23 protein-coding genes and 1 riboswitch are annotated in these 25,724 nt (G+C 67.9%); of the genes, 10 read left to right on the forward strand and 13 right to left on the reverse strand.

The window, feature by feature from the left end; translation table 11 throughout:
* The first annotated feature begins 34 nt into the window (after positions 1 to 34).
* Positions 35 to 670, forward strand: coding sequence for a CDP-diacylglycerol--glycerol-3-phosphate 3-phosphatidyltransferase (pgsA, locus tag HZ989_RS13795; RefSeq protein ID WP_209321371.1), 636 nt, complete (start codon positions 35 to 37; stop codon positions 668 to 670).
* Here pgsA and HZ989_RS13800 read toward each other — a convergent pair.
* A complete protein-coding gene (locus HZ989_RS13800; RefSeq protein ID WP_209321372.1) occupies positions 667 to 1,194 on the reverse strand; it encodes a GNAT family N-acetyltransferase in 528 nt (175 codons plus the stop codon). The two genes, pgsA and HZ989_RS13800, sit on opposite strands and share 4 nt — an antisense overlap.
* Positions 1,191 to 3,296 (reverse strand): S46 family peptidase, encoded by a 2,106-nt coding sequence (locus HZ989_RS13805; RefSeq protein WP_245162380.1) that lies wholly within the window; start codon positions 3,294 to 3,296, stop codon positions 1,191 to 1,193. The genes HZ989_RS13800 and HZ989_RS13805 overlap by 4 nt, the downstream gene beginning before the upstream one ends.
* Before the next feature lie 179 nt (positions 3,297 to 3,475).
* Here HZ989_RS13805 and HZ989_RS13810 point away from each other — a divergent pair, with 179 nt between their 5' ends.
* From HZ989_RS13810 to HZ989_RS13820, 3 genes are read left to right on the forward strand one after another with little or no spacing between them, the layout of a single operon-like run.
* Positions 3,476 to 4,648 (forward strand): ABC transporter permease, encoded by a 1,173-nt coding sequence (locus tag HZ989_RS13810; protein WP_209321373.1) that lies wholly within the window; start codon positions 3,476 to 3,478, stop codon positions 4,646 to 4,648.
* Positions 4,645 to 5,427, forward strand: a complete 783-nt coding sequence (locus tag HZ989_RS13815) for an ABC transporter ATP-binding protein (protein WP_209321374.1) — start codon at positions 4,645 to 4,647, stop codon at positions 5,425 to 5,427. Before HZ989_RS13810 ends, HZ989_RS13815 begins: the two co-directional genes overlap by 4 nt.
* Before the next feature lie 24 nt (positions 5,428 to 5,451).
* Positions 5,452 to 6,468 carry an HlyD family secretion protein gene (locus tag HZ989_RS13820; RefSeq protein WP_209321375.1) on the forward strand — a complete coding sequence of 339 codons (1,017 nt, stop codon included), beginning with the start codon at positions 5,452 to 5,454 and terminating at the stop codon, positions 6,466 to 6,468.
* 66 nt (positions 6,469 to 6,534) lie between these two features.
* On the opposite strand, the gene HZ989_RS13825 is transcribed toward HZ989_RS13820, so the two are convergent.
* Positions 6,535 to 6,687, reverse strand: coding sequence for a hypothetical protein (locus tag HZ989_RS13825; RefSeq protein ID WP_209321376.1), 153 nt, complete (start codon positions 6,685 to 6,687; stop codon positions 6,535 to 6,537).
* A gap of 150 nt (positions 6,688 to 6,837) precedes the next feature.
* Between HZ989_RS13825 and HZ989_RS13830 the strand changes: the two genes are divergently transcribed.
* Together HZ989_RS13830 and HZ989_RS13835 are read left to right on the forward strand one after the other, a co-directional pair.
* Positions 6,838 to 7,053, forward strand: coding sequence for a DUF1289 domain-containing protein (locus HZ989_RS13830; protein ID WP_209321377.1), 216 nt, complete (start codon positions 6,838 to 6,840; stop codon positions 7,051 to 7,053).
* A 102-nt stretch (positions 7,054 to 7,155) separates the two neighbouring features.
* Entirely contained in the window at positions 7,156 to 7,680 is a 525-nt protein-coding gene (locus HZ989_RS13835) for a TIGR02281 family clan AA aspartic protease (RefSeq protein WP_245162540.1), read from the forward strand.
* A 125-nt stretch (positions 7,681 to 7,805) separates the two neighbouring features.
* On the opposite strand, the gene HZ989_RS13840 is transcribed toward HZ989_RS13835, so the two are convergent.
* The 4 genes from HZ989_RS13840 to HZ989_RS13855 form a co-directional block, all read right to left on the reverse strand.
* Positions 7,806 to 8,219: a hypothetical protein gene (locus HZ989_RS13840; protein WP_209321379.1), complete on the reverse strand. Its 414-nt coding sequence runs from the start codon at positions 8,217 to 8,219 to the stop codon at positions 7,806 to 7,808.
* A 406-nt stretch (positions 8,220 to 8,625) separates the two neighbouring features.
* Positions 8,626 to 9,312, reverse strand: a complete 687-nt coding sequence (locus HZ989_RS13845; RefSeq protein ID WP_209321380.1) for a hypothetical protein — start codon at positions 9,310 to 9,312, stop codon at positions 8,626 to 8,628.
* 49 nt (positions 9,313 to 9,361) lie between these two features.
* Positions 9,362 to 10,348: a tRNA dihydrouridine(20/20a) synthase DusA gene (gene dusA / locus HZ989_RS13850; protein WP_245162541.1), complete on the reverse strand. Its 987-nt coding sequence runs from the start codon at positions 10,346 to 10,348 to the stop codon at positions 9,362 to 9,364.
* A gap of 319 nt (positions 10,349 to 10,667) precedes the next feature.
* Positions 10,668 to 11,990 (reverse strand): NAD(P)/FAD-dependent oxidoreductase, encoded by a 1,323-nt coding sequence (locus HZ989_RS13855; RefSeq protein WP_209321382.1) that lies wholly within the window; start codon positions 11,988 to 11,990, stop codon positions 10,668 to 10,670.
* A gap of 208 nt (positions 11,991 to 12,198) precedes the next feature.
* Here HZ989_RS13855 and HZ989_RS13860 point away from each other — a divergent pair, with 208 nt between their 5' ends.
* Positions 12,199 to 12,825, forward strand: coding sequence for a TetR/AcrR family transcriptional regulator (locus HZ989_RS13860; protein WP_209321383.1), 627 nt, complete (start codon positions 12,199 to 12,201; stop codon positions 12,823 to 12,825).
* A gap of 515 nt (positions 12,826 to 13,340) precedes the next feature.
* Complete coding sequence (gene thrC / locus HZ989_RS13865) at positions 13,341 to 14,744, forward strand: threonine synthase (RefSeq protein WP_209321384.1); 1,404 nt, start codon at positions 13,341 to 13,343, stop codon at positions 14,742 to 14,744.
* A gap of 280 nt (positions 14,745 to 15,024) precedes the next feature.
* Here thrC and thrB read toward each other — a convergent pair whose 3' ends face one another.
* The gene (gene thrB / locus HZ989_RS13870; RefSeq protein ID WP_209321385.1) at positions 15,025 to 15,963 is read right to left on the reverse strand and encodes a homoserine kinase; all 939 of its coding nucleotides are present in this window, start codon (positions 15,961 to 15,963) and stop codon (positions 15,025 to 15,027) included.
* A gap of 3 nt (positions 15,964 to 15,966) precedes the next feature.
* Positions 15,967 to 17,703, reverse strand: a complete 1,737-nt coding sequence (locus tag HZ989_RS13875; protein ID WP_209321386.1) for a homoserine dehydrogenase — start codon at positions 17,701 to 17,703, stop codon at positions 15,967 to 15,969.
* Between the two features lie 436 nt (positions 17,704 to 18,139).
* A riboswitch (SAM riboswitch) is annotated at positions 18,140 to 18,257 on the forward strand.
* Positions 18,258 to 18,335: 78 nt separating this feature from the next.
* On the opposite strand from HZ989_RS13875, the gene HZ989_RS13880 reads away from it, so the two are divergent.
* A complete protein-coding gene (locus tag HZ989_RS13880; protein WP_209321387.1) occupies positions 18,336 to 19,379 on the forward strand; it encodes a homoserine O-succinyltransferase in 1,044 nt (347 codons plus the stop codon).
* Positions 19,376 to 20,560 carry a cystathionine gamma-synthase gene (gene metB / locus HZ989_RS13885; RefSeq protein ID WP_209321388.1) on the forward strand — a complete coding sequence of 395 codons (1,185 nt, stop codon included), beginning with the start codon at positions 19,376 to 19,378 and terminating at the stop codon, positions 20,558 to 20,560. The genes HZ989_RS13880 and metB overlap by 4 nt, the downstream gene beginning before the upstream one ends.
* 132 nt (positions 20,561 to 20,692) lie before the next feature.
* Here the strand turns inward: metB and HZ989_RS13890 are convergent, their stop codons facing one another.
* The 4 genes from HZ989_RS13890 to HZ989_RS13905 are packed head-to-tail and all read right to left on the reverse strand — an operon-like array spanning position 20,693 to position 25,696.
* The gene (locus HZ989_RS13890; protein ID WP_209321389.1) at positions 20,693 to 21,163 is read right to left on the reverse strand and encodes a hypothetical protein; all 471 of its coding nucleotides are present in this window, start codon (positions 21,161 to 21,163) and stop codon (positions 20,693 to 20,695) included.
* Between the two features lie 53 nt (positions 21,164 to 21,216).
* Positions 21,217 to 22,203 carry a protein-L-isoaspartate O-methyltransferase gene (locus HZ989_RS13895; RefSeq protein WP_209321390.1) on the reverse strand — a complete coding sequence of 329 codons (987 nt, stop codon included), beginning with the start codon at positions 22,201 to 22,203 and terminating at the stop codon, positions 21,217 to 21,219.
* Positions 22,200 to 24,764: a hypothetical protein gene (locus HZ989_RS13900; RefSeq protein ID WP_209321391.1), complete on the reverse strand. Its 2,565-nt coding sequence runs from the start codon at positions 24,762 to 24,764 to the stop codon at positions 22,200 to 22,202. Before HZ989_RS13900 ends, HZ989_RS13895 begins: the two co-directional genes overlap by 4 nt.
* Positions 24,761 to 25,696 carry an alpha/beta fold hydrolase gene (locus tag HZ989_RS13905; protein ID WP_209321392.1) on the reverse strand — a complete coding sequence of 312 codons (936 nt, stop codon included), beginning with the start codon at positions 25,694 to 25,696 and terminating at the stop codon, positions 24,761 to 24,763. The genes HZ989_RS13900 and HZ989_RS13905 overlap by 4 nt, the downstream gene beginning before the upstream one ends.
* Positions 25,697 to 25,724: the final 28 nt, after the last annotated feature.

Here is a 25,724-nt window from a genome sequence, read left to right on the forward strand (position 1 = left end):
ATGGCAGATCGCGTTTGAGGTATCGGAGCGTCCCATGACCCACACCCACCATGCCAATCCGATCCCCAACATCCTGACCGGCCTTCGACTGGCGGCGGGGGTGGTGATGTTCCTGATCCTGGCGGGGGCGACGGGGGGATTCGGCCCTCTGTCGGCCTATCTGAGCCCCGAGGACCAGTTCGGCCTGTACCGCGTGGCCTTCTACATCTTCGTCGTCGCTGCCTCGACCGACTGGATCGACGGCTATCTGGCGCGGCGCTGGCATGCGGAGACGCGCTGGGGCGCGATCCTGGACCCCATCGCCGACAAGGTGCTGGTCACCGGGGCCATCCTGGGCGTCCTGACCTCCGGGTCGGTGCCCCAGATCGCCATTCCCTGCGGCCTGATCCTGTTCCGGGAATTCGCGGTGTCAGCCCTGCGCGAAACCATGGCGGGCAGGGTCAAGCTGGAGGTCACCCTGCTGGCCAAATGGAAGACCACGGTCCAGCTGGTCGCCCTGGGCTGCCAGCTGTTCGCCCGCAACTGGGACAGCTTCGGCCTCGATTTCGAGTATCTGGACGAGTTCCAGCTGGTCGCCGACAGCCTGATCTGGTTCGCCGCCATCGCCACCGTCTGGACCGGCTGGCAGTATTTCGAGACGGCGCGGCGGTCGCTGGCGGAGAAGGATTAAAGCCCCTTCGCCAGCACCACGAACTCCAGATCCTGCCGCCTCGGCAGGCCGAAGCGTTCGTCGCTCAATGGAAACGGCTCGGTCTCGCCGGTCCGGACATAGCCCCGGCGTTCGTACCAGGCGATCAGTTCGGGGCGCTGACGGATGACGGTCATGCGCATGGTGTCCGCGCCGAAACGGGCGACGGCTTCGGCTTCGGCTGCCGCGATCATGAAGCGGCCAAGCCCCCCCGCCTGCAATTCGGGTTCCACCGACAGCATGCCCAGATAGGCCGTACCGCCGCCTTCATCCACCAGCTGGAGGCAGGCGACCATTGCCCCCGCATCCTCGGCCAGCAGCATGATGCGCGCCGGGTCGGTCAGGATTTCGGTCAGTTCCTCGACATCGGTGCGCTGGCCGTCCAGCAGGTCGGCCTCGTTGGTCCAGCCCACCTTGGCCGTCTCGCCGCGATAGGCGCGCTCGATCAGCCGGTGCAGGGCCGGCAGGTCGTCGAGGGTCGAAATCCGGGTCGTCGGTCCGATCAATGCGCGCCCAGCTCCTCGACCAGACGGCCCATGTCATAGACGTCGCGCAGGGCCACGGTCACCGCGCCGGTGGTCACGATCACGCTGCGGTTGACGTTGCGGTCATAGCCATAGGCGTTGCGCTGGGTCAGGACGGTGGAGTCGAAGTTCGCTCCCACCATCTCGCCCGCCGCCGTCACCACGGGCGAGCCGGAGGAACCGCCGATGGTGTCGGACGACACCGTCATGTTCAGCACGGTGTCCGCATCGATACGGTCCTTCGCCGCCAATAGCTTCGGCGCGACATCGAAGGGCGCTGCCCCCGTCGCCCGGTCCCACAGGCCGGCGAAGGTGGTGAAGGGCCCCCACCGCTGGCCGGGCACGTCCGACCCCTCGATCCGCCCATAGGTCAGGCGCAGGGTGCCAGTCGCATCGGGATAGACGGTGTCGCCATAGGCCTCGAACCGGGCCGTCGCCAGTCGCCCGGAGGCCTGGTCGGTCGGGGCCTGGACCCGGGTTTCCCAGTCGGCGCGGATGGCGCGGGTCTCGTCCTGGATCGACAGCAGATAGCGGATCATCGGATCATCCGAGGCCTCGATGGCGGCCAGCCCGCCCTCCCACAGCGCCCGCCGCACCTCCGGATCGGCCAGTGTCGTGCCCTCAACCAGCCGCGCCGACAGCTGTTCGGGCGATTCCCGGCCCAGCAGGCCGCGCACAGCCGGATGGTCGACCGTCAGCCACTCGCGCGTCTTGGACAGCCACCATTCCATCCGCACCTGCTCCAGCGCCGGATAGGTGGGCCGCTCGGCGAACAGGGCCGACTGCACCGAAGACAGTCGCGCGTCGCCGTATTCCGGCAGGCGTTCGGCCGACGGCTTGGCCCGCTCCTGAGCACCGCGGACCAGTGTCCGTGCCCAGGCGAACAGCTGCGACCCACCCGCGACGGAGGTCGTGCCGATGCCGGTTCCGCCTTCCAGCAGGGCCATGGCGGGATACAGTTCGCGCGCGATCGGCTGCACAGTGGACAGGGCCCCCCAGGGATCAGCCGCCCTTTGGGTCAGCGCCGCGTTGGACGCGACGCGACGACGGAAGTCCGCCTCACCCTCGGCCCGCGTCGCCATGAACGCGGGGTCCGTCAGCGCCCGCATCCGGCCCAGGCCGCGCTTATAGGTGTTCTCCAGCCCCACGATCGGGTCCATGGCGATGAAGGCGTTCGCCTCGCTCTCCTCGCTGAACCGGATCAGCCGCCCGCGCAGCTCCGACGCGATCAGCTGGTCCATCGGCAGGACCACGTCGCGCACCGTCGCCAGCTGATCCATGGTCAGCAGCCGCTGGGTGGCACCGGGCGAACCCGAGACGAACACGGGCGTGCCCTCGACCGGCTTGTCCGCGTTCCAGGTGAAATGGGTCGGGGTCGGTGCCGGGGCCCCGTTCTCGTACAGCCGGATGAAGGCCGCATCGATGGCGAAACGCGGGAAGCTGAAATTGTCCAGATCGCCGCCGAAGGTCGCGGCGCGATCCTCCGGCGCAAAGGCCAGGCGGACGTCGGTGTATTTCTTGTAGGTATAGAGTTTGAACTGACCGCCCCGATACAGGCTGACGACCTGGCACCGTTTGTCGGTCGCCGCGCCACAGGCCTCCTGCTCGATCCGGCCGATCTCGGCGTCGCGCGCCTGGTTGAAGGCGAGGCCCGTCCTGCCCGCTGCCGCAGCCCGCACGCGCCCGGTCACGTCGCTGATGTCGGTCAGGACCTCGGCCGTGCCACCGGGGCATGTCTGTTCTTCCTCGCGGTTGCGGGGCGTGAAGCCGGTCTCGGCATAGTTCCGGGCCTGGGTCGACAGATTGGCCACGCAGGTCGCGACGCAGTGGTTGTTGGTCATGACCAGACCCTCGCCCGACACGATCCCGGCCGAGCACCCGCCGAACCGCACGGAGCTCAGCCGCACCCGGTCCAGCCAGGCCTGGTCGATCGCGGTCCCCAGCGTCGCATTGGCCCGCGCGATCGGGAAGTTGTCGAAGGTCCACATGCCCTCATCCGCGCGGGCGGGGGTCGGCTGGAAACCGATGGCGGCGATGGCCAGGGCCAGGCCAGAGGTCGCGGCGCTGAGGGTACGCAGACTCATGGATCGTCTCCCGTTCGCCGACCGGGTCGGCGGCTGTGGTCATCTGACCGCTAGCTAGGCCCGGGTGCCGGGCGCTCGCAAGCGTGACCACATCTCGACCGTTGCCTTACCCCGATTTAACTTGGAGCGAACAGCGCCCGGCCTCACACAGGGCGCAAGTCAGGGACCTTCGAGACACAATGTCGCTCGCACTTTCAACGCTGCTCTACGAGTGGCGCCGCTATATGGCCGCCGTCATGGCCCTGGCCCTGTCCGGCCTGCTGGTTCTGGCGATGACCGGAGTCTTCATCGGCATCGGCAAGGGCTTTACCGCGACCATCGAGCGCTCCGGTGCCGACATCATCGTCATGCAGCCGGGTGCCAAGTCGCTGATCGGCGGCCCTTCGGGCGTGCCCCGCCGCTTCATCCCCCTCGTCTACAACAATCCCGAGGTCGTGGAGGTCAAGCCGCTGGACGGGGCCGGCGGCAGTTTCCAGTCGGTCAAGAACATCGATCCCACCATGTCCCAGGCCGATCGGGCCAAGCAGGGCGCCCCACGTCAGCAGTTCGTCCAGGCCTTGATTATCGACACCACCCCCGGTGCCGTGACCATCCCGACCGACTATTCCCAGGAACTGGTCGATGCCCTGCGTCAGCCCTACACCGTTGCGATCGACGAGACGGCCATTACCAAGCTGGGCGTCAAGCTGGGCGACAAGGCGCTGTACAACGGCCAGACCGTCACGGTCGTGGGGGTCACGCGCGGCTATCCCAACATGATGCAGTCCACCGTGATCATGTCACGCGACACCCTGCGGATGGTCGGTCAGGCCGATACCGGCCCGAGCGTCGGCCCCCTGATGGTCAAGCTGCGCGATCCCGCCCAGGCCCAACGCGTCGCCGCCGAACTGAACGCGACCGGCAACGGCCAGTGGAAGGCCTGGACCCGCCAGGAACTGGCGGACGCCAACCAGATGGCGATGTTCGAGGAAGGCATTCTGGTCATCATCATCGGCGGCTGCGTGGTGCTGGGCACCATCATCGGCATCGCCATCACCTGGCAGACGCTGCGCGGGGCCATCATGGCCAATATCAAGGAGTTCGCCTCGCTCCGGGCCCTGGGCGTCGGCATGGGATCGCTGAACCGCATCGTCATGGAGCTCAGCTTCTGGGTCGGTTGTGTCGGTGTGCTGGCGGCCATTCTGCTGACCATGGGTGTCCAGTGGCTGGCCATGACCGGGGCCGTCATCATCGCCCTGCCGCCCATGCTTCTGGTCATCGTCGGCGGGGGGCTGATCATCATCGCCATGCTGTCGGGCTTGCTGTCCCTCGGCATCCTCAAGAACAGCCAGCCGGCGGATCTGCTACGATGATGGATTTCACGCCGGACCCCAAGCCCGTCATCCACACCACCGCCCACGGCAAGCATGGCGACTATGCGATCGAGGCCAAGGGCCTGGTCAAGCGGTTCAAGTCGGGCAAGGCCTATGTCGAGGTGCTGAAAGGCGTCGATTTCGACGCCCGCCACGGCGACTTGACCATGGTCATGGGCCCATCCGGCTCCGGCAAGTCCACCCTGATCGCGGCCCTCAGCGGCCTGTTGCGGCCGGAGCAAGGCCGGGTCGACACCCTGGACGTCGACGATCTGTGGAAACTGTCGGCCAGCCGGATCGACAGGTTCCGGCTGGATCACTGCGGCTTCATCTTCCAGGGGTTCAACCTGTTCCCCGCCCTGACCGCCCTGCAGCAGGTCACCACGGTGCTGCAGTTCCAGGGCCTGACGCCCGGTCAGGCAAGGAAGCGCGCCATCCAGGCCCTGGAGGAGGTGGGGCTGGGTCCACGTTTGCACCAGCGCCCGTCCGCCCTGTCCGGTGGGGAAAAGCAGCGGGTCGCCATCGCCCGTGCCCTGGCCAAGGACCCGCAGATCCTTTTCGCCGACGAACCCACATCCGCCCTCGACGGCGAGAACGGCCAGGTGGTCATCCGCCTGCTTCGCCGGGCCGCCACGGAACACGGGGCCGCCGTCATCTGCGTGACCCACGATCCGCGCCTTGAGGAATGGGCCGACCGGGTCATCAAGATCGAGGACGGCATCATCATCTCCGACGAGCGTCGGACGCCCAATCCCAACGCCACGCTCGGCTCGCACTAGACGCCTTTCGAAGGACCCATCCGCATGCCCGCCTTCCTCAAGAACAAATGGCTCTGGATCGGCATCCTGCTGATCATCGTCGTCGTCGTCGGCTTCATGGCCCTGCAGGGCGCGGGTGCGGCGAAGAAGGCGGAAACGGAAAAGGCCGAGGCGACCAAGGTCGAAAGCCCCTATGCCGCCATTGCCAACGGCAAGGTGGACGTCGAGGGCGGGATCATCCAGATCGCGGCCCGTCGTGGCGGTATCGTGCGCGAGGTTCTGGTCCAGGAAGGCGACACCGTGGTCGCCGGGCAGATCCTGGCCCGTCAGGAAGACGACGAGGCCCGGCTGGCGTTGCAGACGGCGTCTGCCGACCTGGCCGCCGCCGAAAGTCAGCTGCGCCTGATCCAGGTCAACATCCGCACCGCACAGCGCGAGCTGGAACGGCTCCAGGCCCTGGTCGCGACCAACTTCGTGGCCGCCCAGCGCGTGGACCAGGCCCGCGACGCGGTCGCCACCGCCCAGGCCCAACTGGGGGCCCAGCAGGCCGCCGTCCAGACCGCCCGCGCCCGCCGCGATCAAGCCGCCTATAACGTCGAACTGACGGTCATCCGCTCGCCCGCCGACGGCCGGATCGTGCGGCGTTATGCCAATCCCGGCGCCGGGGCCTCGACCCTGAACGTGTCCAACATGTTCGATCTGGAGCCCGTCGCCCCCCGTATCGCCCGCGCCGAGATCGTCGAGAGCGACATCCCCAACGTCAGCGTCGGTCAGGCCGTCGAGATCACCCCCGAAGGCGATCCGACCAAGGTCTATGTCGGGTCGGTCCTGCGTCGCGCGGCCGTGTTCGGAGCGAGGAAGCTGGCGTCGGACGATCCGTCCCAGCGCTCGGACGAACGCGTGGTCGAGGTCGTTGTGTCGGCCAACGACGCCCCCTTGCTGATCGGCCAGCGGGTCCTGGTCAAGTTCATGAAGCCAGGCCAGACGGCCGGTGCGCCGCGCACGCCCAACATCGGTGTCCCGGCCGACCGCTCGATGCAGGCCCCCGACCCGGCGGCCTGATCGCGAGATCCCGACAAGCGAAAGCCCCGGCCGATGGCCGGGGCTTTTTGCATTCAGGCGCTGCTTTCAGTCCTTCCTGTCGAACCGGAAGGGCACGAAATTGGACCGTTGGCTGACCACGCGATCGTCGGTGCGCGGGGCCCTGGTGTTCACCAGCATCCCGCCCCACAGGGCAAAGGACATCATGGCATGTTGCAGGTTCTTGTCTCGGTCGTTCATGGTGGCGTCTCCTTTCGATGAACGATGAAAAGAGACGCGTCGTGCTTGCAGGGGTTCTCACCCTCTTAGTCGTTTCGCGTCGATGACACCTTCGCACATGCGGTGAAGAATGCAAGTTTTTAATCCGATTGCGGAGTATATTTCGTAAAGATGTCGCTGATTGTCGCGCAGCCGCCACGGCCTGTAGCCACCCCCTGCATCAAGGTCTGCGTCGTCGACGGGGCCTCCAGCCTCTGTCTGGGCTGCTATCGGACCCTGTCGGAGATCGCCGGATGGAGCCGGCTGAGCGACGACGAACGCGCCGTTATCATGAGCGAACTTCCGGCCCGCCGGGACCGGATCGATCCTGCCCTGCGCGGCACATGAGGCGTTAACCCGCCGTGAGCCATCTCGATTCACCGCATCCCAACACCGGTCGTGCAGGATATGGGTCGGCCGCAGAGGCAGCCGGTTGGTGTGGGTGTCCCCCTGGTGCGTTTCGACCTGCAATCCGCGATCGTCATGGGCATGGCGATCGTGTCTTCTCTGAGCGTCGCCTGGGTGCTGAGCCATCAGACTCCGCGCGAGGCCGAGGCCGCGACCCCGAGCGCTGCGAACGCCCCGGCCGTCGTCGTTCCCGTCGCCGGTCAGCCCGCCCAGATCGCCAAGAGCGCCGATGGTCACTTCTGGGCCGAGGCGAACATCGACGGCCACGCCATCCGTGTGCTGGTCGACACCGGTGCCAGCGTCGTCGCCCTGACCCGCGAGGACGCCCTGCGACTGGGCCTGCGCCTGACACCCGCCGACTTCACCCGGACGGTCGAGACTGCCTCCGGACCTGCAAAGGCCGCCTCGATCCAGCTGGGCCATGTCGCTGTCGCCGGTGCGCGCGTCGATCGGGTAGAGGCCCTGGTGGTCGAGAAGGGGCTGCCGCACTCCCTGCTGGGCATGAGCTATCTGGGTCGCCTGTCGGCCTTCGAGGCCCGACCCACAGTCCTGACGCTGAGACCTTGAGGCTTCGGTCCTCCGCCTCAAATCCGGCGACCCTCAGAATTGCCCGAGCGCGAATGAGATCAGGGCGATGATCGCCGCGCAAACCAGGGCTGCGAGCAGGACTTCCCGTGCCAGCCGGGCGGCATCTATGGCATCGGGAGATATTTCCCGGTCCCAGAGGGTGGCTCCTCGGCGTCCAGGCCCGGGCAGGACTGGGCCAGAACCAGCAACCACCTGAAGGTCTTCTCCGGCGATTCCAGAGCGGCCATCCTGCGGGCTTCCCGGATACGGAACATCGCGTTCTGCAGATCCCACGGCGCGACCAGGTCCAGATACTGCCGTTCGATCTCGTCCCAGTTCAGGACCAGACTGTCGCTGTCCGATGCCCGGATCGGCGGGAAGGCCGCCTCGAAAACGCGCTGCGCCTCGGTCAGCTGCCGGACCTGCGGGCCTCGCAAGGGCGGCACGTCCAGGGGCCGGATCGCGGGGCGCGTCCGTCTGGGATAGACGTCGGGCAGCGACATATCGGTCGAAGGATGGGTCGTCTTCGGCGAGACCATGGATCATTCCTCGTTTCGAGGAAGAATCCGACGGCTCGATATGGCCGCCCAGACCCAATGCTTGGGCCCCCCAATCCTTGAGGGGGTCATGACCCGCCTCATGCGACAGAAACATCCGCCCCGCGTGAAATCGATCGATGGCGCCAAGCTTGTTTTTCAAGGCCTTGAGACGGTCGTCGATCGTGTGCGGAGACCGCGAGACCATGGGGGCCATTTGCTTGGAGCTGAGCCCGATCGCGGCTCCGCGCAGCAAGATCCTGTCGATATCCGACAACCGATCGAACGGCGTGTCAGGGTCATCGGCCATCCTGGACATGGACGAACGCTATGGCCGGGACGCCGACTTGGCAATGCACGCCAGCGAACCACACTGGCTCGATCGGCCTGAACAGCCCGTCGAGCCTGATCAGAAACGGACGGTCGCACCCAGCTGGACGACGGGAAACAGGCCCCGGTCCCTGGCGTCTTTCTGGATGTCGGCGGCTTCCTGATTGAGGCGGGCGCGGAGCGTCGGATCGTTGGACAGGGTGCCACCGGTGGAATCCAGCCCCACTTGCGGCTCCGCGCTGTAGGCGACGCCGACGATACCGCGAAAGCCCCAGCGCCGGTCGCGATAGAAGCTGTCGTCATAGCCCAGCCCGAGGAAGGGCGCGGTGTCCGATAGCTTGATGCGGCCGCTCAGAGTGCCGACCTGGGCCGGGGTGAAGGTCGCCCCGCCGAGCTCGACCGGCGCATTGGGCGTGGCGTTCAGGTCGATGGTCCGGTCTCCGACATAGACCCCGCCGGAGATCAGGAAGGCGTTGGCGAAGGGGTGAAGGTCGATGAAGGCCGAGACCGTATCGAAGTCAAACCGGCCCTTGTAGTCCACATCGCTGTAGCTCTGGTCGAACTGGACGCCGAGGGTGTCGAGGCCGCCGCGCAGCACGAACACCGGCCCCAGCGAGAGCTGCGCTTCCACCCCCACACCGGGCGTGCCCAGATTCAGGGCGGCGGTGATCGGAGAGCGGCCGCGCCCTTGCGCCTCGGCGGATCCGGCGGCGAGCACGGTCAGGGCTGACGACAGGGACAGGGCGATCAGGAGAGCACGGGTCATGCGCCCGGATAGCCGAAACAGGCTTAATGACGGGTTTACCCTGATGCGGTCAGGCCGCCTCGCCCACCCGCTCGCGGCGGGCCTCGGCCTCGCGGACCGCCTCGACCGCCCGATCCACGACCTCCAGCCCCGCCCCCGGCCGGATCGCCTCGACGGTCAGGATGCGGCGGAAGGCCCGCGCGCCCGGACGGCCATGCATCAGGCCCAGCATGTGGCGGGTCATGGCGTGCAAGCCCCAGCCCTCAGCCAGGCGGGCGGCCAGATAGGGCCTGTAGCGGTCGATGGCCGTGAAAGGATCGACGTCCCCGGCCCCCTCGCCGAACAGGCGGCGATCCACCTGACCCAGCAGGGCAGGCTCGTGATAGGCAGCGCGGCCCAGCATCACGCCGTCCAGGACCACGCCGTCCGCGCCGTCCAGATGCGCCTCGGCCGCCTCCAGCGAGGTGATGCCTCCGTTGATGCAGATCGTCAGATGCGGACGCTCGGCCTTCAGCCGTCGGACCAGGGCGTAGTCGAGCGGGGGCACGTCGCGGTTTTCCCTGGGCGACAGACCGCTCAGCCAGGCTTTCCGCGCATGGACGATGAAGGTGGTCACGCCGACGGCGGCGCTGGCGTCGACGGTCGCGAACAGGCTGACCGCCGGGTCCTGATCGTCGACACCGATCCGGCATTTGACGGTGGCCGGTACATCCACGGCACCGGCGATGGCCGCCATACAGTCCGCGACCAGTTCCGGCTCCTTCATCAGACAGGCCCCGAACCGCCCGGACTGGACCCGGTCGGACGGGCAGCCGACGTTCAGATTGATCTCGTCATAGCCCATGTCCGCCCCGATCCGGGCGGCCTCGGCGAGCTGATCCGGGTCGGACCCGCCCAGCTGCAGGGCCACGGGATGCTCGACCGCATCGAACCCCAGCAGCCGCTCACGGTCGCCGTGGAGCACCGCCGGGGCCGTGACCATCTCGGTATAGAGCAAGGCCCGCCTGCTCAGGGCGCGGTGAAACGCCCGGCAGTGCCGGTCGGTCCAGTCCATCATGGGGGCCGTGGCAAAACGACGATCTAGTTGCGTCATTTTATTCAGTTTTTCCGCGCCAAATCCTTCCAATACATTATTGGACCGACTGAGACGCCGAACAGTTAAATCAAGCGCTTAGAGCGCGCAAACCGCTCAACTTCGCGCGATCTTTTGATTTCTGTGTGCCAGTCGAGCTTTGGCCGATGTCTGAAATGCGGCGATCAATGGCCGTTGCTCTCAGCAAACCGCACCGGCTGATTCTCGCCGATTCCGGACCCTGCCACTCATTCAGCGAATGACCAGTGGTGTAGATGATTCCTAACCGACGTTCGCATTGGCGCTACAACGTCGAGAGGTCCCGTAGCACGTCATCGGCGGCTCGCTCGGCAGATTGGAGCGCCCCTTCCATGAAGGACCGCCACTCGTTCGCGGTCTCCGATCCTGCAAAGTGAATCCGCTGCGATGAGGCAAAGAGATCCGGCGTCTCTGACCATCCGCCGATTGGACGACGGCTGGCGTAACCGCCAAGCGACCACGGATCGGCGTTCCAGTCGATCGAGCGCGCAGCGATTGGATTCGGCACGGGCCAACCGCTAAGCCCCCTAAGCCAGTCGATGGCCTTCGATATCCGGTCAGACTCTGCCCGCGTCTGGCTGAGCCGCCGGGCGGCAGCGGCCGTAGCGAACAGGACAAGGATGCCGACGCCGCCATTTTCAGGCGATCCGTCAAGCGCCGAGTTGAACATGCTGCCGGGGCTGAGAACATCGCCGGAGAGACCGCGGTCCCTCCACCAGGGGCGCTCAAACACGAGAATGGTCTTGATCACCTCGCCGTGCCTGTATGTGGCAAGGACCTTGCGGCGTTCGGCCGGCAAGAGTGGAAACAGTCCCAGTTGTTCATACAGCTGTGGCGGGACGGCGACGACAAGGTTGCGGGCGCGATAGGTCCCCGGGCGAGCGCTGACGCGGAACCATTCGGTGTGCTGTTCGATCTCTGTCACAGCAGCATTGAGAATGAGGTCACCGCCGAGGGCGCTGGCGAGGTGATCGGCGACGGGGGCCATGCCCTCGGCGAGATACCAATCGGCGGAGGCGCGCTCGCCGTCATAGCCACCGACCGATGCGCTCTGGTCCAGCAGTTCATAGGCCGAGACGTCGTCGAGCGGGACGCACAACTCCCCCTCGGTAAAGCCGGCCAGCAAGGCCGCAGTTGCGCGAGTGAACGTCATGTCCGCGATGAAATGGGCCGCGGTCATCGCGTCGAGCTGATCGATGTCCGCTCGAAAGGACTTTAGGCGTCCATCGAAGTCCCAGAGGGCTTGGAGCGCATCCACCTTCCCGATCAACGAGAGCGGCGGACTGCCGCTGCGGGCAAGCACGGGCTCTGCGTCTGGTGATGGAATATGAACCGTTTGTCCCATGTGGTTGCGCGCCACGCGCGTCAGTCCAACCTCGTCGACCAGGGCAGAAATGCGCGTCTGGGCGTCGCCGATTAATTGGGCTCCCAAATCGATAAAGTGTCCGCTGGTAAGGCGCTGAGACTGAACGCGCCCGCCAATCCGATCCCGTGCCTCAAGGACCCTCAGGGAGGCCCCCCTTCGCTTGAGGTGCCGCGCGGCCGCCAACCCTGCAAGGCCTCCGCCGATGATGATCGCGTCAAGCACGGGACCGTCATTGGCCGACTCACTGTTAACGGCGCGCGGGGCGACAAGCGGAGATCCTGGATTCAAGGCTGAACCTGTCATTGGCTTCCTCCAGCGCACCAAGGCGCCTGTCATATGACAGGTGCCATTCAGGGCGTTGCCTGTCAACTGACAAGCGCGTATGGATCGATCCTGCTCATGTGGGCCGATTGTCGGGACGGAGTGCGCAGTGATCTACGATCAGCAAAGGCCCAGAGCCGACACGGCGGTTCAGGCGTTGGCGTGTCTGGAAGAACTCGCGCTCGAGACGGGGCTTGATGACGTCTCGATGCGCGACGTGGCCAGGCGGCTTGGGATTTCTCTTGCCGCGCTGCAATATCATTACGCGACCAAGGCAGCTCTTCTCGATGCCTTCGTCGCCCACGCCATCGCCGAGTATCGCGCGCGACTGGCGGCGATCGCTGCGGCCAATGTGAACGCCCCCCGTTATGGCGTCGCGATCCGGTTCATGGTGTCGGAAACGCGCCGCATCGGGGAGAGCGGCGTGTTGGCGATGATCCAGGCGCGGGCCTTTCACGATCCGGCGGCAAAGCGAGCGACCCAGAGCTTCATGATGGCTTACTTGTCGACCTTGAGCGACATGATCGCCGCGGAGTTCCCAGGTCTCTCACCAGAGGAAACAAACCGCGCTGCAACGCTTGTCTGTTCATTGCTGGAGGGCCTCGCTTCCACGCTCGACGCCTCGCGCGCCCGGGGCGTCGACGAGGCTCAGGTCGTCGAGGCTACGATCCACATCGCCAGCGTCATTCCTGAGCTGGTCGGCAGCTCAGATGCTTCGTTCAGACGTTTCGTCTGAGTTTCGGCTGCAAGGCCGACATTACTCACTGCAAGGGCGAACGGCCGCCTGGGGCCAATGGTGTGAGGTTGTAACCTTGGCGCTGAATGGCAGGCATGGGCATAGAACCAGGCCGTTCGTAACCTTTGGGTCGATCCCCTCGGTCACAACTCAACGGCTGAAAGGAACCAAGAGGCTCTATCGGACAACGCGCGACAACACGCGCCTATCATTCTTGCTGTACCCGCCGTGTGCCCAAGCGCTTCCACGTAATTGAAAACACGAAACTCTCTGTCCGGTCCATCATGGGGGCCACCGACAGGCGGTGGGCGGGAACGGGAGTCATGGTCGGCTATCTGGGGGCCAGGTACGGCGAAAACAGGGTGGACTTTGTGCACTTCCTGCACTTTGCCCACCGGGCGAAAGGCTCTTTAGCACGTCGGAGCAACATTCGCGGACGTCCGGGCGATCGGGTGTTCCACCTTCGGCCGAAAGGGCTTTGACGCCTGCAACCCCGCTGGCTAACCAGAATGGCGATGGCCCAAAGATCCGATACCTATGTCTCCACGCGCGGCGGCGCACCCGCGACGGATTTCGCCGAGGCCCTGCTGCGCGGCATGGCCCCCGACGGCGGGCTCTATATGCCGACCGCCTGGCCGACGCTGACCCCCGGGGCCTGGGCCGCCGGACAAGGCTATGCGGACATCGCCACCGCAGCCATGACCCCTTTCATCGGCGACGCCCTGCCGGCCGGATCGCTGGACCGGGCGCTGGCGCGGCTGATCACAGGCTTTGCGCCCGCCGAGGTGACGCCGCTGGTCCGGCTGGAGGAGGGGCTCTATCTGCTGGAGCTGTTCCACGGTCCGACCGCCGCGTTCAAGGATCTGGCCATGCAGCTGGCCGCGTCCCTGGCGTCGGAAGCCCTGGCCGCCTCCGGCGAGACCCTGACCCTGGTCACGGCGACCAGCGGCGACACGGGGGCCGCCGCCGTCGCCGCCTTCGCCGACCAGCCGCGCATCCGCCTGATCGTGCTGCATCCGCATGAGCGGGTGTCGCCCGTCCAGCGCCGCCAGATGACGACGGTCCAGGCCGACAATGTGCTGAACCTGGCCGTCCGGGGCGATTTCGACGATTGCCAGCGTCTGGTGAAGGGGCTGCTGGCCGACGAGACCTTGCGCGCGCATGGGCGGTTCAGCTCGGTCAATTCGATCAACTGGGCGCGGCTGGCCGGACAGATTCCCTACTATGTCTCGGCGGTGTCCCAGGCGGCGGCGATGGGTGAGACGCGGGCCCCGGTGTTCGTCGTGCCGACGGGAAACTTCGGCGACGCCTTCGCCGGGATCGCGGCCCGGAAGATGGGCCTGCCGGTCGCCGGGTTCGTGGCGGCGGTAAACAGCAATGACGCCCTGGCCCGCGCGATCAACGAAGGCGTCTATGCCCGAAAGGCCGCCGTCGAGACCGCCAGCGTCAGCATGGACGTGCAGGCTCCGTCGAACTTCGAGCGGCTGGTGTACGAGGCCTCGGGCCGCGACGCCGCCCTGACCGCCGGCCTGTTCGCCGACTTCGCCCGAAAGGGCGAGGTGACCCTGCCCGTCGACCTGCTGGCCGCCCTCCGCGCCGAGGTCAGTGCCGTCTCGGTCGACGAGCCGACGACCCGGGCCGAGGTCGCCCACGCCCACGCCGCCTGGGGCCAGGTCGTCTGCCCCCACACCGCCGTCGGCCTGTCGGCGGCGCGTGGGGTGGACCGGACGCAGGGACCCGTGATCGTCCTGGCCACCGCCCACCCCGCCAAGTTCGGCAAGGACGTAGCCCCTGTGCTCGGCTTCGACCCCGACCCGCCGAAGGTCATCCGCGACCTCGGCGACCGGGCCGAACGGTTCGAGGTGATCGGGGCGGAGGCCGCCGAGGCTCTGGCGGCGGTGCGGGGGTTTGGGGGGTAGGCGTTTTGGCCGCCGGGGGTTGCGGAGCCTTCGAAACTTGTCATCCCGGAAATCGCGCCAGCGATTATCCGGGACGGGACGGACGATGCCCGCTATCGACGCTCCCGGAAGACGCAAAGCGGCTGTCCGGGAGACGGCCGGGAATGGCCGGGCTTTCTCCCGGACAATCGCTGGCGCGATTTCCGGGAGGGAGGGTGGCACGGTCCAGCGTCCCGGCTCTTCGCTTCGCTACGGCCGGGATGACAAGTCCCATCGTCAGGTGGCGCGGGGAGGAGACGGTTTACCCCATCTCCCGCCACCAGGGCGCGCGCCGGAAGAAGGCCCCCGGGTCCTTGGGGGTCACCAGCTTGGTGGGGTCGTGGAAGATGCGGTCGTGCAGGCGGGTCAGGGTGAAGCGGATCGCGGCGGCCTCGCCCAGATGCGGCAGGGTGGCGGCCTCGGGCGGCGTCAGCGGGCGGACGGCCTCGTAGCCGCGACGGAAGGCCTCGATCGCGCCCGGAATAGGCGTGCCCGTGCCGTCGAAACCCCAGGCGCTGAGGGCGATGGCGAGGTCATAGGCCAGCAGGTCTGTGCAGCCGAAATAGAAGTCGATCACGCCCGACACGGCGCCGTCGTCGAACAGCACATTGTCGGGGAAATAGTCGGCGTGGATCGGTCCGCGCGGCAGATCGTCCGTCCACGGATCGCCGAGACGGACCAGGGCCGCCTCGACCCCGTCCAGGATCACCCGGTCCTCTCCGGTCGCGGCCGTCTGACACCGGTCGGCCAGGGCGCGCCAGGCCACCGGCCCGACCGGATTGGCGCGTGCAACGGCGAAGCCCCCGGCCTCCAGATGCAGCCGCCCCAGCATGGCCCCGGCCGCCTCGACCTCGGAGGGTGACGGGTCGCGCAACCAGGCCCCGGACAGCCATTCGATCACCGCCGCCGGTCGCCCGTTCAGGGTTCCGACCCAGCCGCCGTCGCGATTGCGCACCGGGCGGGGGGCCGCAAAGCCCCGCCCCGCCAGATGATCGGTCAGGCCCAGACAGAACGGCAGGGAGGCCGCATCGGTGCGTGCCTCGAACAGGGTCAGGACGTGGCGGGCCCCTTCGGTTTCGAGGCGATAGTTGGTGTTCTCCACCCCCTCGGCGATGGGGTGGAGCGCGCGAAAAGCCCCGAGGTCGTAGGTTTCGAGGAAGGCACGCGCCTGATCGTCCGAAACCGGAGTGAAGACGGCCACCCGCTAATGATGTCCCAGCGACGCATGCCGCGCCCGCACGATGTCGGCGAGGTCGGCCAGCACGCTCTCGGTCGTCGGCCAGCGGCCCGCGCCGCGTCCCTTGCAGGACCAGACCCGCCCGTCCTCGCCATAAACCTTCAAGCCGTTGCGCTCCCCGTTCAGTCCCTGGAAGAACGGGTCATCCAGCCCGGCGTCAAGGGAGACCGACGCCTTCAGACCGTCGCCGTCCCGGAAACAGGCCCCGATCTGCCGCACCGGCCCGGAAGGCTGAAAGGCATCCGACAGCACGGCGCACGGGACGTCGGCCTCGTCGGGCGTCCGGCCGAACGCCTCGAAGGCCAGCAGGCGGACCTTGGCGGCCGAGTCCCGTCCCTCCAGATCCGACGAGGGATCCTCCTCGGCGAAGCCGGCGACGCGGGCGTCGGCGAGGGCATCGGCAAAGTCGGCCCCGGCCTGCAGCCGCGTCAGCATGAAGTTGACCGTGCCGTTCAGCACTGCCTCGAAGCCCTTGACCGGACCGGCCGATTTCGCGGCGCGCAGCGTCTCGATCATCGGTGCGCCCCCGCCGACCGCGGCGGAATAGGCCAGGCGCGAGCCGTGGGCGTGGGCGGCGTCGGCCAGGCCCTGGGGGTCGCGGCTGATCGCCTGTTTGTTGGCGCTGGCGACATCGATGCCGCGCTCCAGGGCGGCGCGGATCAGGTCGTGGCCGGCTCCGCCCTCCGACAGGGCCTCCAGCAGGATGTCGGGCTTCAGGGCCAGCAGGGCCTCGCGGTCGGACGTGAACAGTCCGGCCGGGGCCTCGACGTCGCGGGGCTTCTTCGGATCGCGGACCAGCACGCCCACGACCTCGAACCGCGCGTCCTTCTGCAGCCGGGCCAGCAGGCCACCGCCGACCACGCCGCAGCCGGCGACGACGACCCTGAGCGGGGCATCGGGCACGGACGGTCCGGGGGGCGCCGAGGCGTCACCCACCACCGTGCAGTCGGCACGACCGAGGGCAGCGACCTCGATGTCGACCGACCGGGACTGACCCAGATCGATGGCGTCGTGCTGGACCAGGGCCCCGCCATGGCGGCGCGCGTCGTCCCAGCTCGCACGGCGATAGCGCAGTGGCTTGCCCGAGGCCGAGGCGGGATCGCGGTCGTAAAGTCCGTCCACATCCTTCACCAGACGCACGCGCTTCAGCCCCAGTTCAGCGGCCAGGAAGACGGCCGTCAGGTCCGATCCGCCACGCCCCAGCAGCACGACCTTGCCGCTGGACCCCAGCGCGCCGAACCCCGGGACCACGACGACCTGATGATCCGCCAGCGCCTTTCGCAGCGCCTCGCTGCGCAGGGAGACGGGATGGGCGTGCTCGGACGGGCCCTCGGCCACGATGCCCAGTTCGCGGACGGACAGGGCCGAGGCGTCCAGACCGATCCGGTCGCAGGCGATGGCGACGAGGGCCGCCGCCTTCTCCTCGCCCAGGGCGACATAGGCGGGCAGCAGGTCGTTCTCGTGATCCAGTCCCAGCTCCCGCGCCTCGGCCAGCAGCCGGTCGGTGTGACCGCCCAGGGCCGAGACCACGGCGATGACCTTTCGACCCGCGCGGACGTGGCCATAGACCTCGGACGCCACGGCCGGGGCGCACGACCGGTCCTGCAGGATGGAGGAGCCGAACTTCAGTACCACCACCTCGGTGGCGGGCGCGGGTTCGGCGTTCGGTTTCTCGACGACGGCGAGGTGGGGAGCGTTGGGCATTGCGGTGGATCCGTTCGGGGTTCTGAAATCGGGGTGATCGGGCAAAGGAAAACCCGCCTGGCCGGGGCCGGGCGGGTCTGGGTTGGCTGAAGGTCTTTCGATCCCCGTGCGCTAACCTGTCCCCGCCCGCGAGGGGCCGGTGATGGTCATACCGGTGGTGGTCGAAATGAGGGTCGCGAGCGTCATCGTCCGCGCCCCGAGGGCGGCGGTGGAGGTCGAAACGGCGATGTGGCCGAGACGGGACACGGGCGGAACCTTGTTGAAGATCGTTGATTTCAGGGTGTCGGGATGAAACGCCGGCGTCAACCCGGTTGACGCATCTTTTTTGCGTCCAGGCCGAAAGTGTGGCGCTTTTGACCCTTCCGGCCACGCAGGGGGAATCGCTGAGGGAGATTTTTTCTCTTGACCGGTGCGCTTCGCGGTTGCAACCTGAACTCACTCATCAAGACCGACCGAGGGATAGGCCCTTTGACGTCGGGGCAACCACCGGTTTCCAGCCGAACGGTGCCAACTCCTGCGAGGACGGTTTTCGGACCTTCCGCGAGAGATGAGTGGAGCGTCGACGAGGCGACGTCTCCACGATCTGTCATCGCATCCGGAGCCTTGGTGGGCGGGACGATGCAGACGACACCATGGCTTTCGACACCGAGACCCTTTCCCAACCGGCCGCAGAACCCCTCTGTCGCCGTACGGCCCGGCTGGCCGGACGCGGCAACGAGGCCGCCGACGTCACGGTCGCGATCCCCGCCGACTTCCGGCTGGCGTCGGGTGAGCGGCTGGGCCAGCGCCAGATCGTGGGGCGGCTGCATGGCCGGGTCGGCGCGCCGCTGATCGTCGTGGCGGGCGGCATCTCGGCCGGGCGCTTCGTGCACCGCACCGAGACCAACGGCCTGGGCTGGTGGTCGGGCGCGGTGTCGATCCGGGGCCCCATCGACCTCAGCCGCTTCCAGGTCCTGGCATTCGACTATGCCCCCGAGGCGGCGGAAGGATCGAAGCCCGTCACCATCACCACCCACGACCAGGCCCGGCTGCTGGGTCTGATCCTGGACCGGATCGGCGATCCGGTCGTCTCGGCGTTTGTCGGCTGTTCCTATGGCGGCATGATCGGCCTGGCCTTTGCCGAGCTGTTCCCCGACCGGATCGATCAGCTGGTCGTCGTCTCCGCCGCCCATCGCGCCCATCCGCAGGCCACCGCCTGGCGCGGCATCCAGCGCCGCATCCTGCAGCTGGCCCAGGCCGCCGGTCGGCCTGAGGACGGGGTCGCCCTGGCCCGCGAACTGGCCATGACCACCTATCGCACCGCCGAGGAGTTCGCCGACCGGTTCGAGACCACGGCCCCCACGTCTGCGGGTCAGGCCTATCCGGTCTGCGAATATCTGACCGCGCGGGGCAAGGCCTATCGCACCCACACCACGCCCGATCGCTGGCTGTCGCTGTCGGACTCGATCGACCGCCATGCGGTGACGCCCGAGGCGATCCGCACGCCCGTGACCCTGGTCGGGTTCACCTCCGACCGGCTGGTGCCGATCGACGACATCCGCGAACTGGCCGCCCGCCTGCCCCGGCTGTTCCGGCTGGTCGAGGCCCCGTCGCTGTATGGCCATGACGCCTTTCTGAAGGAGGACGAGGCGGTCGCCGCCATCCTCCGTGCCGCCCTGAAGGATATCGACCAATGACCAGGCGCCCCCACGACGTCCGCACCACCTGCGCCCGCTCGGGCGTCGACACCGACACGGCCCACGGTTCGGTCATGCCGCCGCTGTACCTGTCGTCCAACTATTCGTTCGCAGGCTTCGAGCAGAAGCGGAAATACGACTACTCCCGCTCGGGCAATCCCACGCGCGACGTGCTGGCCGAGACCCTGGCCGAACTGGAAGGCGGGGCGGGATGTGTGGTCACGGCGACCGGCATGGCGGCGGTCGACCTGCCCCTGTCCCTGCTGGAGCCGGGCGACCTGCTGATCGCGCCGCACGACTGCTACGGCGGCACGCACCGCCTGCTGTGCGCCCGGGCGAGGAAGGGGCATTTCGAGGTGCTGTGGGTGGACCAGGGCGACCCCGTCGCGCTGGAACAGGCGCTGGCCCTGAACCCGAAACTGGTGCTGGTCGAGACCCCGTCCAACCCCCTGCTGCGCGTCGTCGACATCGCCGACATCTGCACCCGCGCCCACCGGGTCGGGGCCAGGGTGGTGGCGGACAACACCTTCCTGTCCCCTGCCCTGCAGCGCCCGATCGAGCTGGGCGCCGACATCGTCGTCCACTCCACGACCAAATACATCAACGGCCACTCCGACGTGGTCGGCGGGGCGGTGATCGCGGCCGATCCGGCGGATCATGCGGAGCTGGCCTGGTGGGCCAACTGTCTGGGCGTGACGGGCTCGCCGTTCGACGCCTATCTGACCCTGCGCGGGGTGCGCACCCTGTTCGCCCGCATCGAACGCCAGCAGACGACGGCGGGCAGGGTCGCCGCCCTGCTGGAAGGCCACCCGGCCGTCTCGGCCGTCCATTATCCGGGCCTGACGTCCCACCCGAACCACGCCCTGGCCGCGCGCCAGCAGCAGGGGCCGGGCGCCATGCTGTCGTTCGAGCTGGCCGGTGGCGTCGGGGCCGTGCGCCGGCTGGTGGAGACGCTTGAGACCTTCACCCTGGCGGAATCGCTGGGCGGGGTCGAAAGCCTGATCGCCCACCCGGCCACCATGACCCACGCCGCCATGACGCCCGAAGCGCGCGTCGTCGCCGGGATCACCGACGGCCTGCTGCGCCTGTCGGTCGGTCTGGAGCACGAGGACGACCTGATCGCCGACCTGGTTCAGGCGCTGGATGCTCTGGTCGTCGCAGAGGCAGCAGCGGCCGCCTAGAGCATGATCGCTTGAGGTGGACCCACGTCGTGGGTCCAGCCGAAAGCGTGAATCATGCTCTCGCTCATATCTGGAGCCTGATTCACGGCATCGGCGGAATCGCGAAGCGATTCCACCTCAGCCGATCAGGCTCTAGGGGATCAGCAGGATCACGATCGGGATCAGCGTTCCGGCGAGGAGCGCCCAGCGCGCAACGGTCTTCAACCGTCCCATCGTCACGCCCATCCAGACGCCCAGCAGGGTCGACAGGAACAGGCCGACCGAGACCAGGACGAAAAACCACTGGAGCAGGGTCTTCGAGAGCGGGGTGGCGGGCGTCCCGGCCTCCGGTGGTGCCGCGGCACCGGCCGGGCGCGGGGCCTCGGGCCGGGGCCGGCGCGGCGGGCGCATGGCGAAGACCTGATCCTTGTGCACCCGGCCCAGCTTCTCGATCAGCGGCGCGGGCGTATAGCCGGGGTGGCTTTCGTGCAGCCGGAAGATCTGTAGCCCTCCAGTCACGGCGAACATCAGGATCGAGGGCGCGATGACCATGCCCAGGACTGTGTGGGTCTGGCGCGCCAGCAGGGGCCAGGCGATCGGCCGGGGCGATGGTTCAAGGCTCATGACGGTTCCATTCCGGACCCGGAAGCATATCCGGTCCGCACCTCAAACGGACCTTACGCCGGGTTCCGTCGCTGCTGCATCGCCCCGGTCATGGGAATGAAGAACACCCCCACGTCGCGGCGGCTGCGGACCCGGCCGTCGGCATCCTTGGTATAGACATACAGGACCTGTCCGCGGCGGAAGGGCTGGCCGATCGGGATGATCAGCTTGCCCCCGGGCTTGAGCTGGCGGAACAGCTCGGGCGGGGCGTACTGGGCGACGCAGGTCAGCATGATGGTATCGAAGCCCTCGGTCACCTCGGGCCAGCCGAAATAGCCGTCGCCGACCTTGCCGTGGACGTTGTCATAGCCGAGCGGGGCGAAGATCTGGTCCACCGCCCGCCCGATCGGTTCGATGATCTCGATCGTATAGGCGTCGCGCACGATGCGGCTGAGCAGGCTCGACTGGAAGCCCGAGCCGGTCCCGATCTCCAGCGTCACATCGGTCGGCTTCGGCGCCGCCAGCTGGGTCATATAGGCCTGCCCCAGATAGTCCGACAGCACGCTGCCATGGCCGATGGCCCAGGGCTTGGGGTTGGCCTCATAGGCCTGCCAGGCGGTCGAGTCCTGGCTGGCGTAGGCGTAGTGGAAATAGTCGCGCGGCACGCTTTCGAAGGCCATCAGGACGTTCGGATCGGCCGCGCCGAACCGGCCGTCCAGATAGGCCTTGATGCGCTCGATGGCGGCGGGCTTACGGGCCTGGATCTCGGTGAACTGGGCCTCGGTGATGGTATGGGGGCGTTTCGAGGCCTCCATCGCGGCATTGAAGCGCGCGAAGGTCCAGGGTTCGCCCGGTATCCGGACCGTCTGCGACACGGCCGAGGCCGCAGCGGCCGCCGCCTGCGTCGGGGCGTTGGTGGCGACACCGCCGCCCCCAGCAGCCTGGGTCGGGTTCAGCCGGGCCTGCACCGACTTCATCGTGTTCTCGTCGCAGGCGGCGAGGCCCGTCAGCGCGGTGCCGGCGGCAGCGGTCAGCAGGGTGCGGCGATTCAAGGGGGTCATGCGGGGCTCGGCTGGCTGGGACGATCAGCGTCCGGAAAAGGATCGAGGCGGGCGGGAGCGGGCCCGGGCAGGTCGGCGAAGGGGTCGTCCGGCAGGGCCGGTTCGAACAGGGGGGCGGTACGGGCACGGGGTGCCGCGACCGGCAGCACGAGGAAGGCCAGGGCATAGAGACCGGCCGCCACGATCAGCAGGGACGAAAAGCCGATGTCGCGGCTCATCAGATTGGCCAGGGGCGTGGCGACGACCGAGAAGGCGCCGTTCAGGCCCCAGGCCCAGGGCAGGGCCCGGCCGTTGCCGACCTGGATCAGACCCAGAGGGAACGGCAGACCCAGCGCCAGCGAGACCGGCGCGGCGGCCAGCGCCACCAGCCCCGCCCTGATGGCCCAGGACTGATCCAGCGTCCGCATCATGAAATCTTCGGCACCTATCAGCATCGCACCGATCCAGGCCAGAACGACGATCAGGGCGATGGCCGAGGCCGCCTTGGGCATGGCCGCGCATCGGCCCGCGATCATGCTGCCGAGGCCGGAGAAGATCAGCATCGACGTCAGGACGATGGCGAAGGCCGAGGAGTAGTCGTTCAGATAGAAGGCCGCCCGGTCGATCAGCAGGATCTCGATGAACAGGAAGCCCAGCCCCAGGGCGGGGAAATAGAATGCGGGCCACAGGCGCTTCGGCTCCTTCACCCCGCCGGACCGCCGCCGGAAAAGGGCGGGCGTGGCCAGGACCAGCAGGGCGATCACCACGGCCTGGGCCAGGACGGCCAGATTCACCAGAGCGCCGATCTCGGCCTGGGGCAGGACCTCCAGACGGCGGATCAGGGTGCCGGGATGCTCCAGCCTCAGCGACGCATAAAAGGCCGGGCGGTCCAGCGTCGCGGGCCGGATGTGGAAGGCCTCGGACGACGGCGAGGCGCGGCCCGCCAGCACGGCGGCCACCTCATTGGCGATGGCGTCATCGGGCCCGTTCGACGTCATCTCCCCGCTCTCGAAGGAGACGCCGGGCAGGTCGTTGAACAGGCGGGCGCGGGCGGCGGCGACGTCCATGCCGGGGTGCCACGAGACATCGAACGACCGGGCGGCGCAGAAGGCTTGAAGCGCGGCGACGTCGGCCGCCGACCACGGCGTCGGGCTGATCAGGATCCGCGCGTTCCAGGCCGAGCGATAGACCATGACATGGGTGGATGGATCGCCGACACCCTGTTCCAGCAGGGCCTGTCGCGCGTTGGCCAGCACCCGGAGCGCATAGACGGGGAAGTCGCGGATGGAGACGGAGATCGACACGGCCCCGCCCGGCTTCAGCGCCGCCAGATAGGCCTCCATCGCCTCCACCGTCACGCCGGTGACATTGGCCGGTGCGGCGTCGACGAAGTCGGCCGAAACGTCGACGATGTCGTAGCGGCCACGGTCTGCGCGCCAGGCCGCATTGATCGGACCACCCTCGAGCAGACGGACACGCGGATCGCGGGCCAGGGCGGGCGACGGGCCGAGCCCGCGCATCAGGGCGTCGCGCAGCACCGGCTCGCTCTCGACCCCGTCGATATGGGCCGCGCCCAGCGTCAGGGCCTCGGCCACGCGATAACCGCCGGACAGTCCGACCAGCAGAACGTCCGCGCCCGGACGGAGGGCATAGGGCGCGGCCGACAGCGCGCTGGACGCATAGGTGGCCTGCAGAGGCCCTGCCATCGGCAGGGAGGCGATGCGGTTGCCGTCCCGGTACAGGCCATAGGTCTTGGGCGGCCCGGCCACGCCCATCATCCCGGCGTTGTTGGACACATCGACGTCCACCCGCTCGGTGAAGTCGTCGAGCAGCAGATAGTGGCCGCGCGGCTGGCGGATCTCGGCCACCACGGCCGCGCCCGGCGTATTCAGCGGCGCATAGATGGCCTTGAACTCGCTGAAGGCCGGGGGGGCACCGAGGAACAGGATCGCCTCGCCCGCCACCAGGGCCGCCCCGGCCAGACCGACGCCGAGCCATCTGAACCGCCCCGGCTGGAACAGGGTCGAAAGCGCCAGCGGGATCAGCAGCACGGGGGCCAGCAGGAAGGGATGGACCACGAACATCAGCCCCAGCGCCACCGCCGACCCGACCCCGGCCCCGATCAGGTCATAGCCATAGACCCGCCCGATCTCCCTCGGGTTCAGCACGAAGATCAGGCTGATGTAGAGCCCCGCCAGGAAGAAAAAGGGCAGAAGCGCCGCATAATACAGGCCGATGTTGCGCACCTGATCGGGCCAGGTCGTCGGATTCTGCAGCTGCAGCGGATTGAACGGGTTCTGCGTCACCCACTGATAGCCGAGCGCCGCCGCCAGGGTCATGGCGCCCGGCAAGATCGCCCGCAGCAGAACGCCGTGGCGCTGGACGGTGTCTCTCAGCAGGGCCACGACCACGCCGGACAGGGCGAACCCGGCCAGGACGATGGAGATGATCCAGTATCCGTACTCGGACCATTTCGCGACGGCGAAATAGCGGGTCAGGGCGTTCTCGATTCCTACCACACCCAGGGCGATCAGGAACAGCGGGATCAGGGCCGCGCGGCTGCGGTCGGCGGGCGCGGTCAATGGACCGCGTCCCGCGCCGCGACCGGACCGTCGAGGAAGTCGATCAGCAGGCGGTCGAAGCGGTCGGCCTCGTCGACGAACAGGGCATGGCCCGCATCCTCGAATACCACCATCCGCGCATCGGCATGAGTCCGGACCAGAGTCTCGCCCTGCGCACGCCAGCGGGGCCGCACGACATAGAGCACCGGCCGGTCGGTCGAATGCACGGCCGCGCGCCAGTAGTCGCGCGGCACATCATAGGCCAGCAGGCGCCGCTCGTCCTCCGGGGTCATCCGCAACGCCTGATCGGTCAGCCGCGCGCGATAGTCCGTGCCCGGATCGCGGGCGAACATGGAGGCGACGAAGGCGGCGCGGCGGTCGCGGCGTTCGGCCTCGGTCAGGACCGGCGGTTCGGCGGCGCGCCCGCCGGCCGCAGCGCGCGGTGCCGGTTCCTCGCCGATGGAGTTGTCGATCAGAACCAGGCCGGCGATCCGCGCATCACCCGCGGCGGCGACCCAGGCCAGGCTGTCGAGCACGCCCAGGGACCAGCCGACCAGAACGACGCGGCCGTTCGCCGCATGGTCGATCAGTTCGCCGATGTCGCGTCCGCGTCGTTCATAGGTGTAGCCGAAGCGGGTGACCTCGCTGTCGCCCTGCCCGCGCGGGTCCAGCGCCAGGACATGGAAGCGGTCCGACAGGGCGTCGATCTGGGCCTGGAAGATCCAGCCCGGCATGGTCCATCCGGGCACGAACAGCACGGTCCGGGCTTCCGCAGGACCCGCCTCCAGATAGTGGAGGCGGGCCCCGTCGGAAGTGATGAAGCTGCGGCTCTCCGCCGCCGCGACCGTGCCCCCCGACACGGTCGTCGCGCTTGCGAGAACGGTGACACCCATCACGCCGACCATGGCCGCCCGTGTCCATGCCGGCAGGGTTGTCAGACCGTTACGCCCCATCGCCGGACATCTGGCCCGGACCGTCGTT

The sequence above is a fragment of the Brevundimonas sp. AJA228-03 genome (assembly GCF_017795885.1).
Taxonomy (GTDB): Bacteria; Pseudomonadota; Alphaproteobacteria; order Caulobacterales; family Caulobacteraceae; genus Brevundimonas.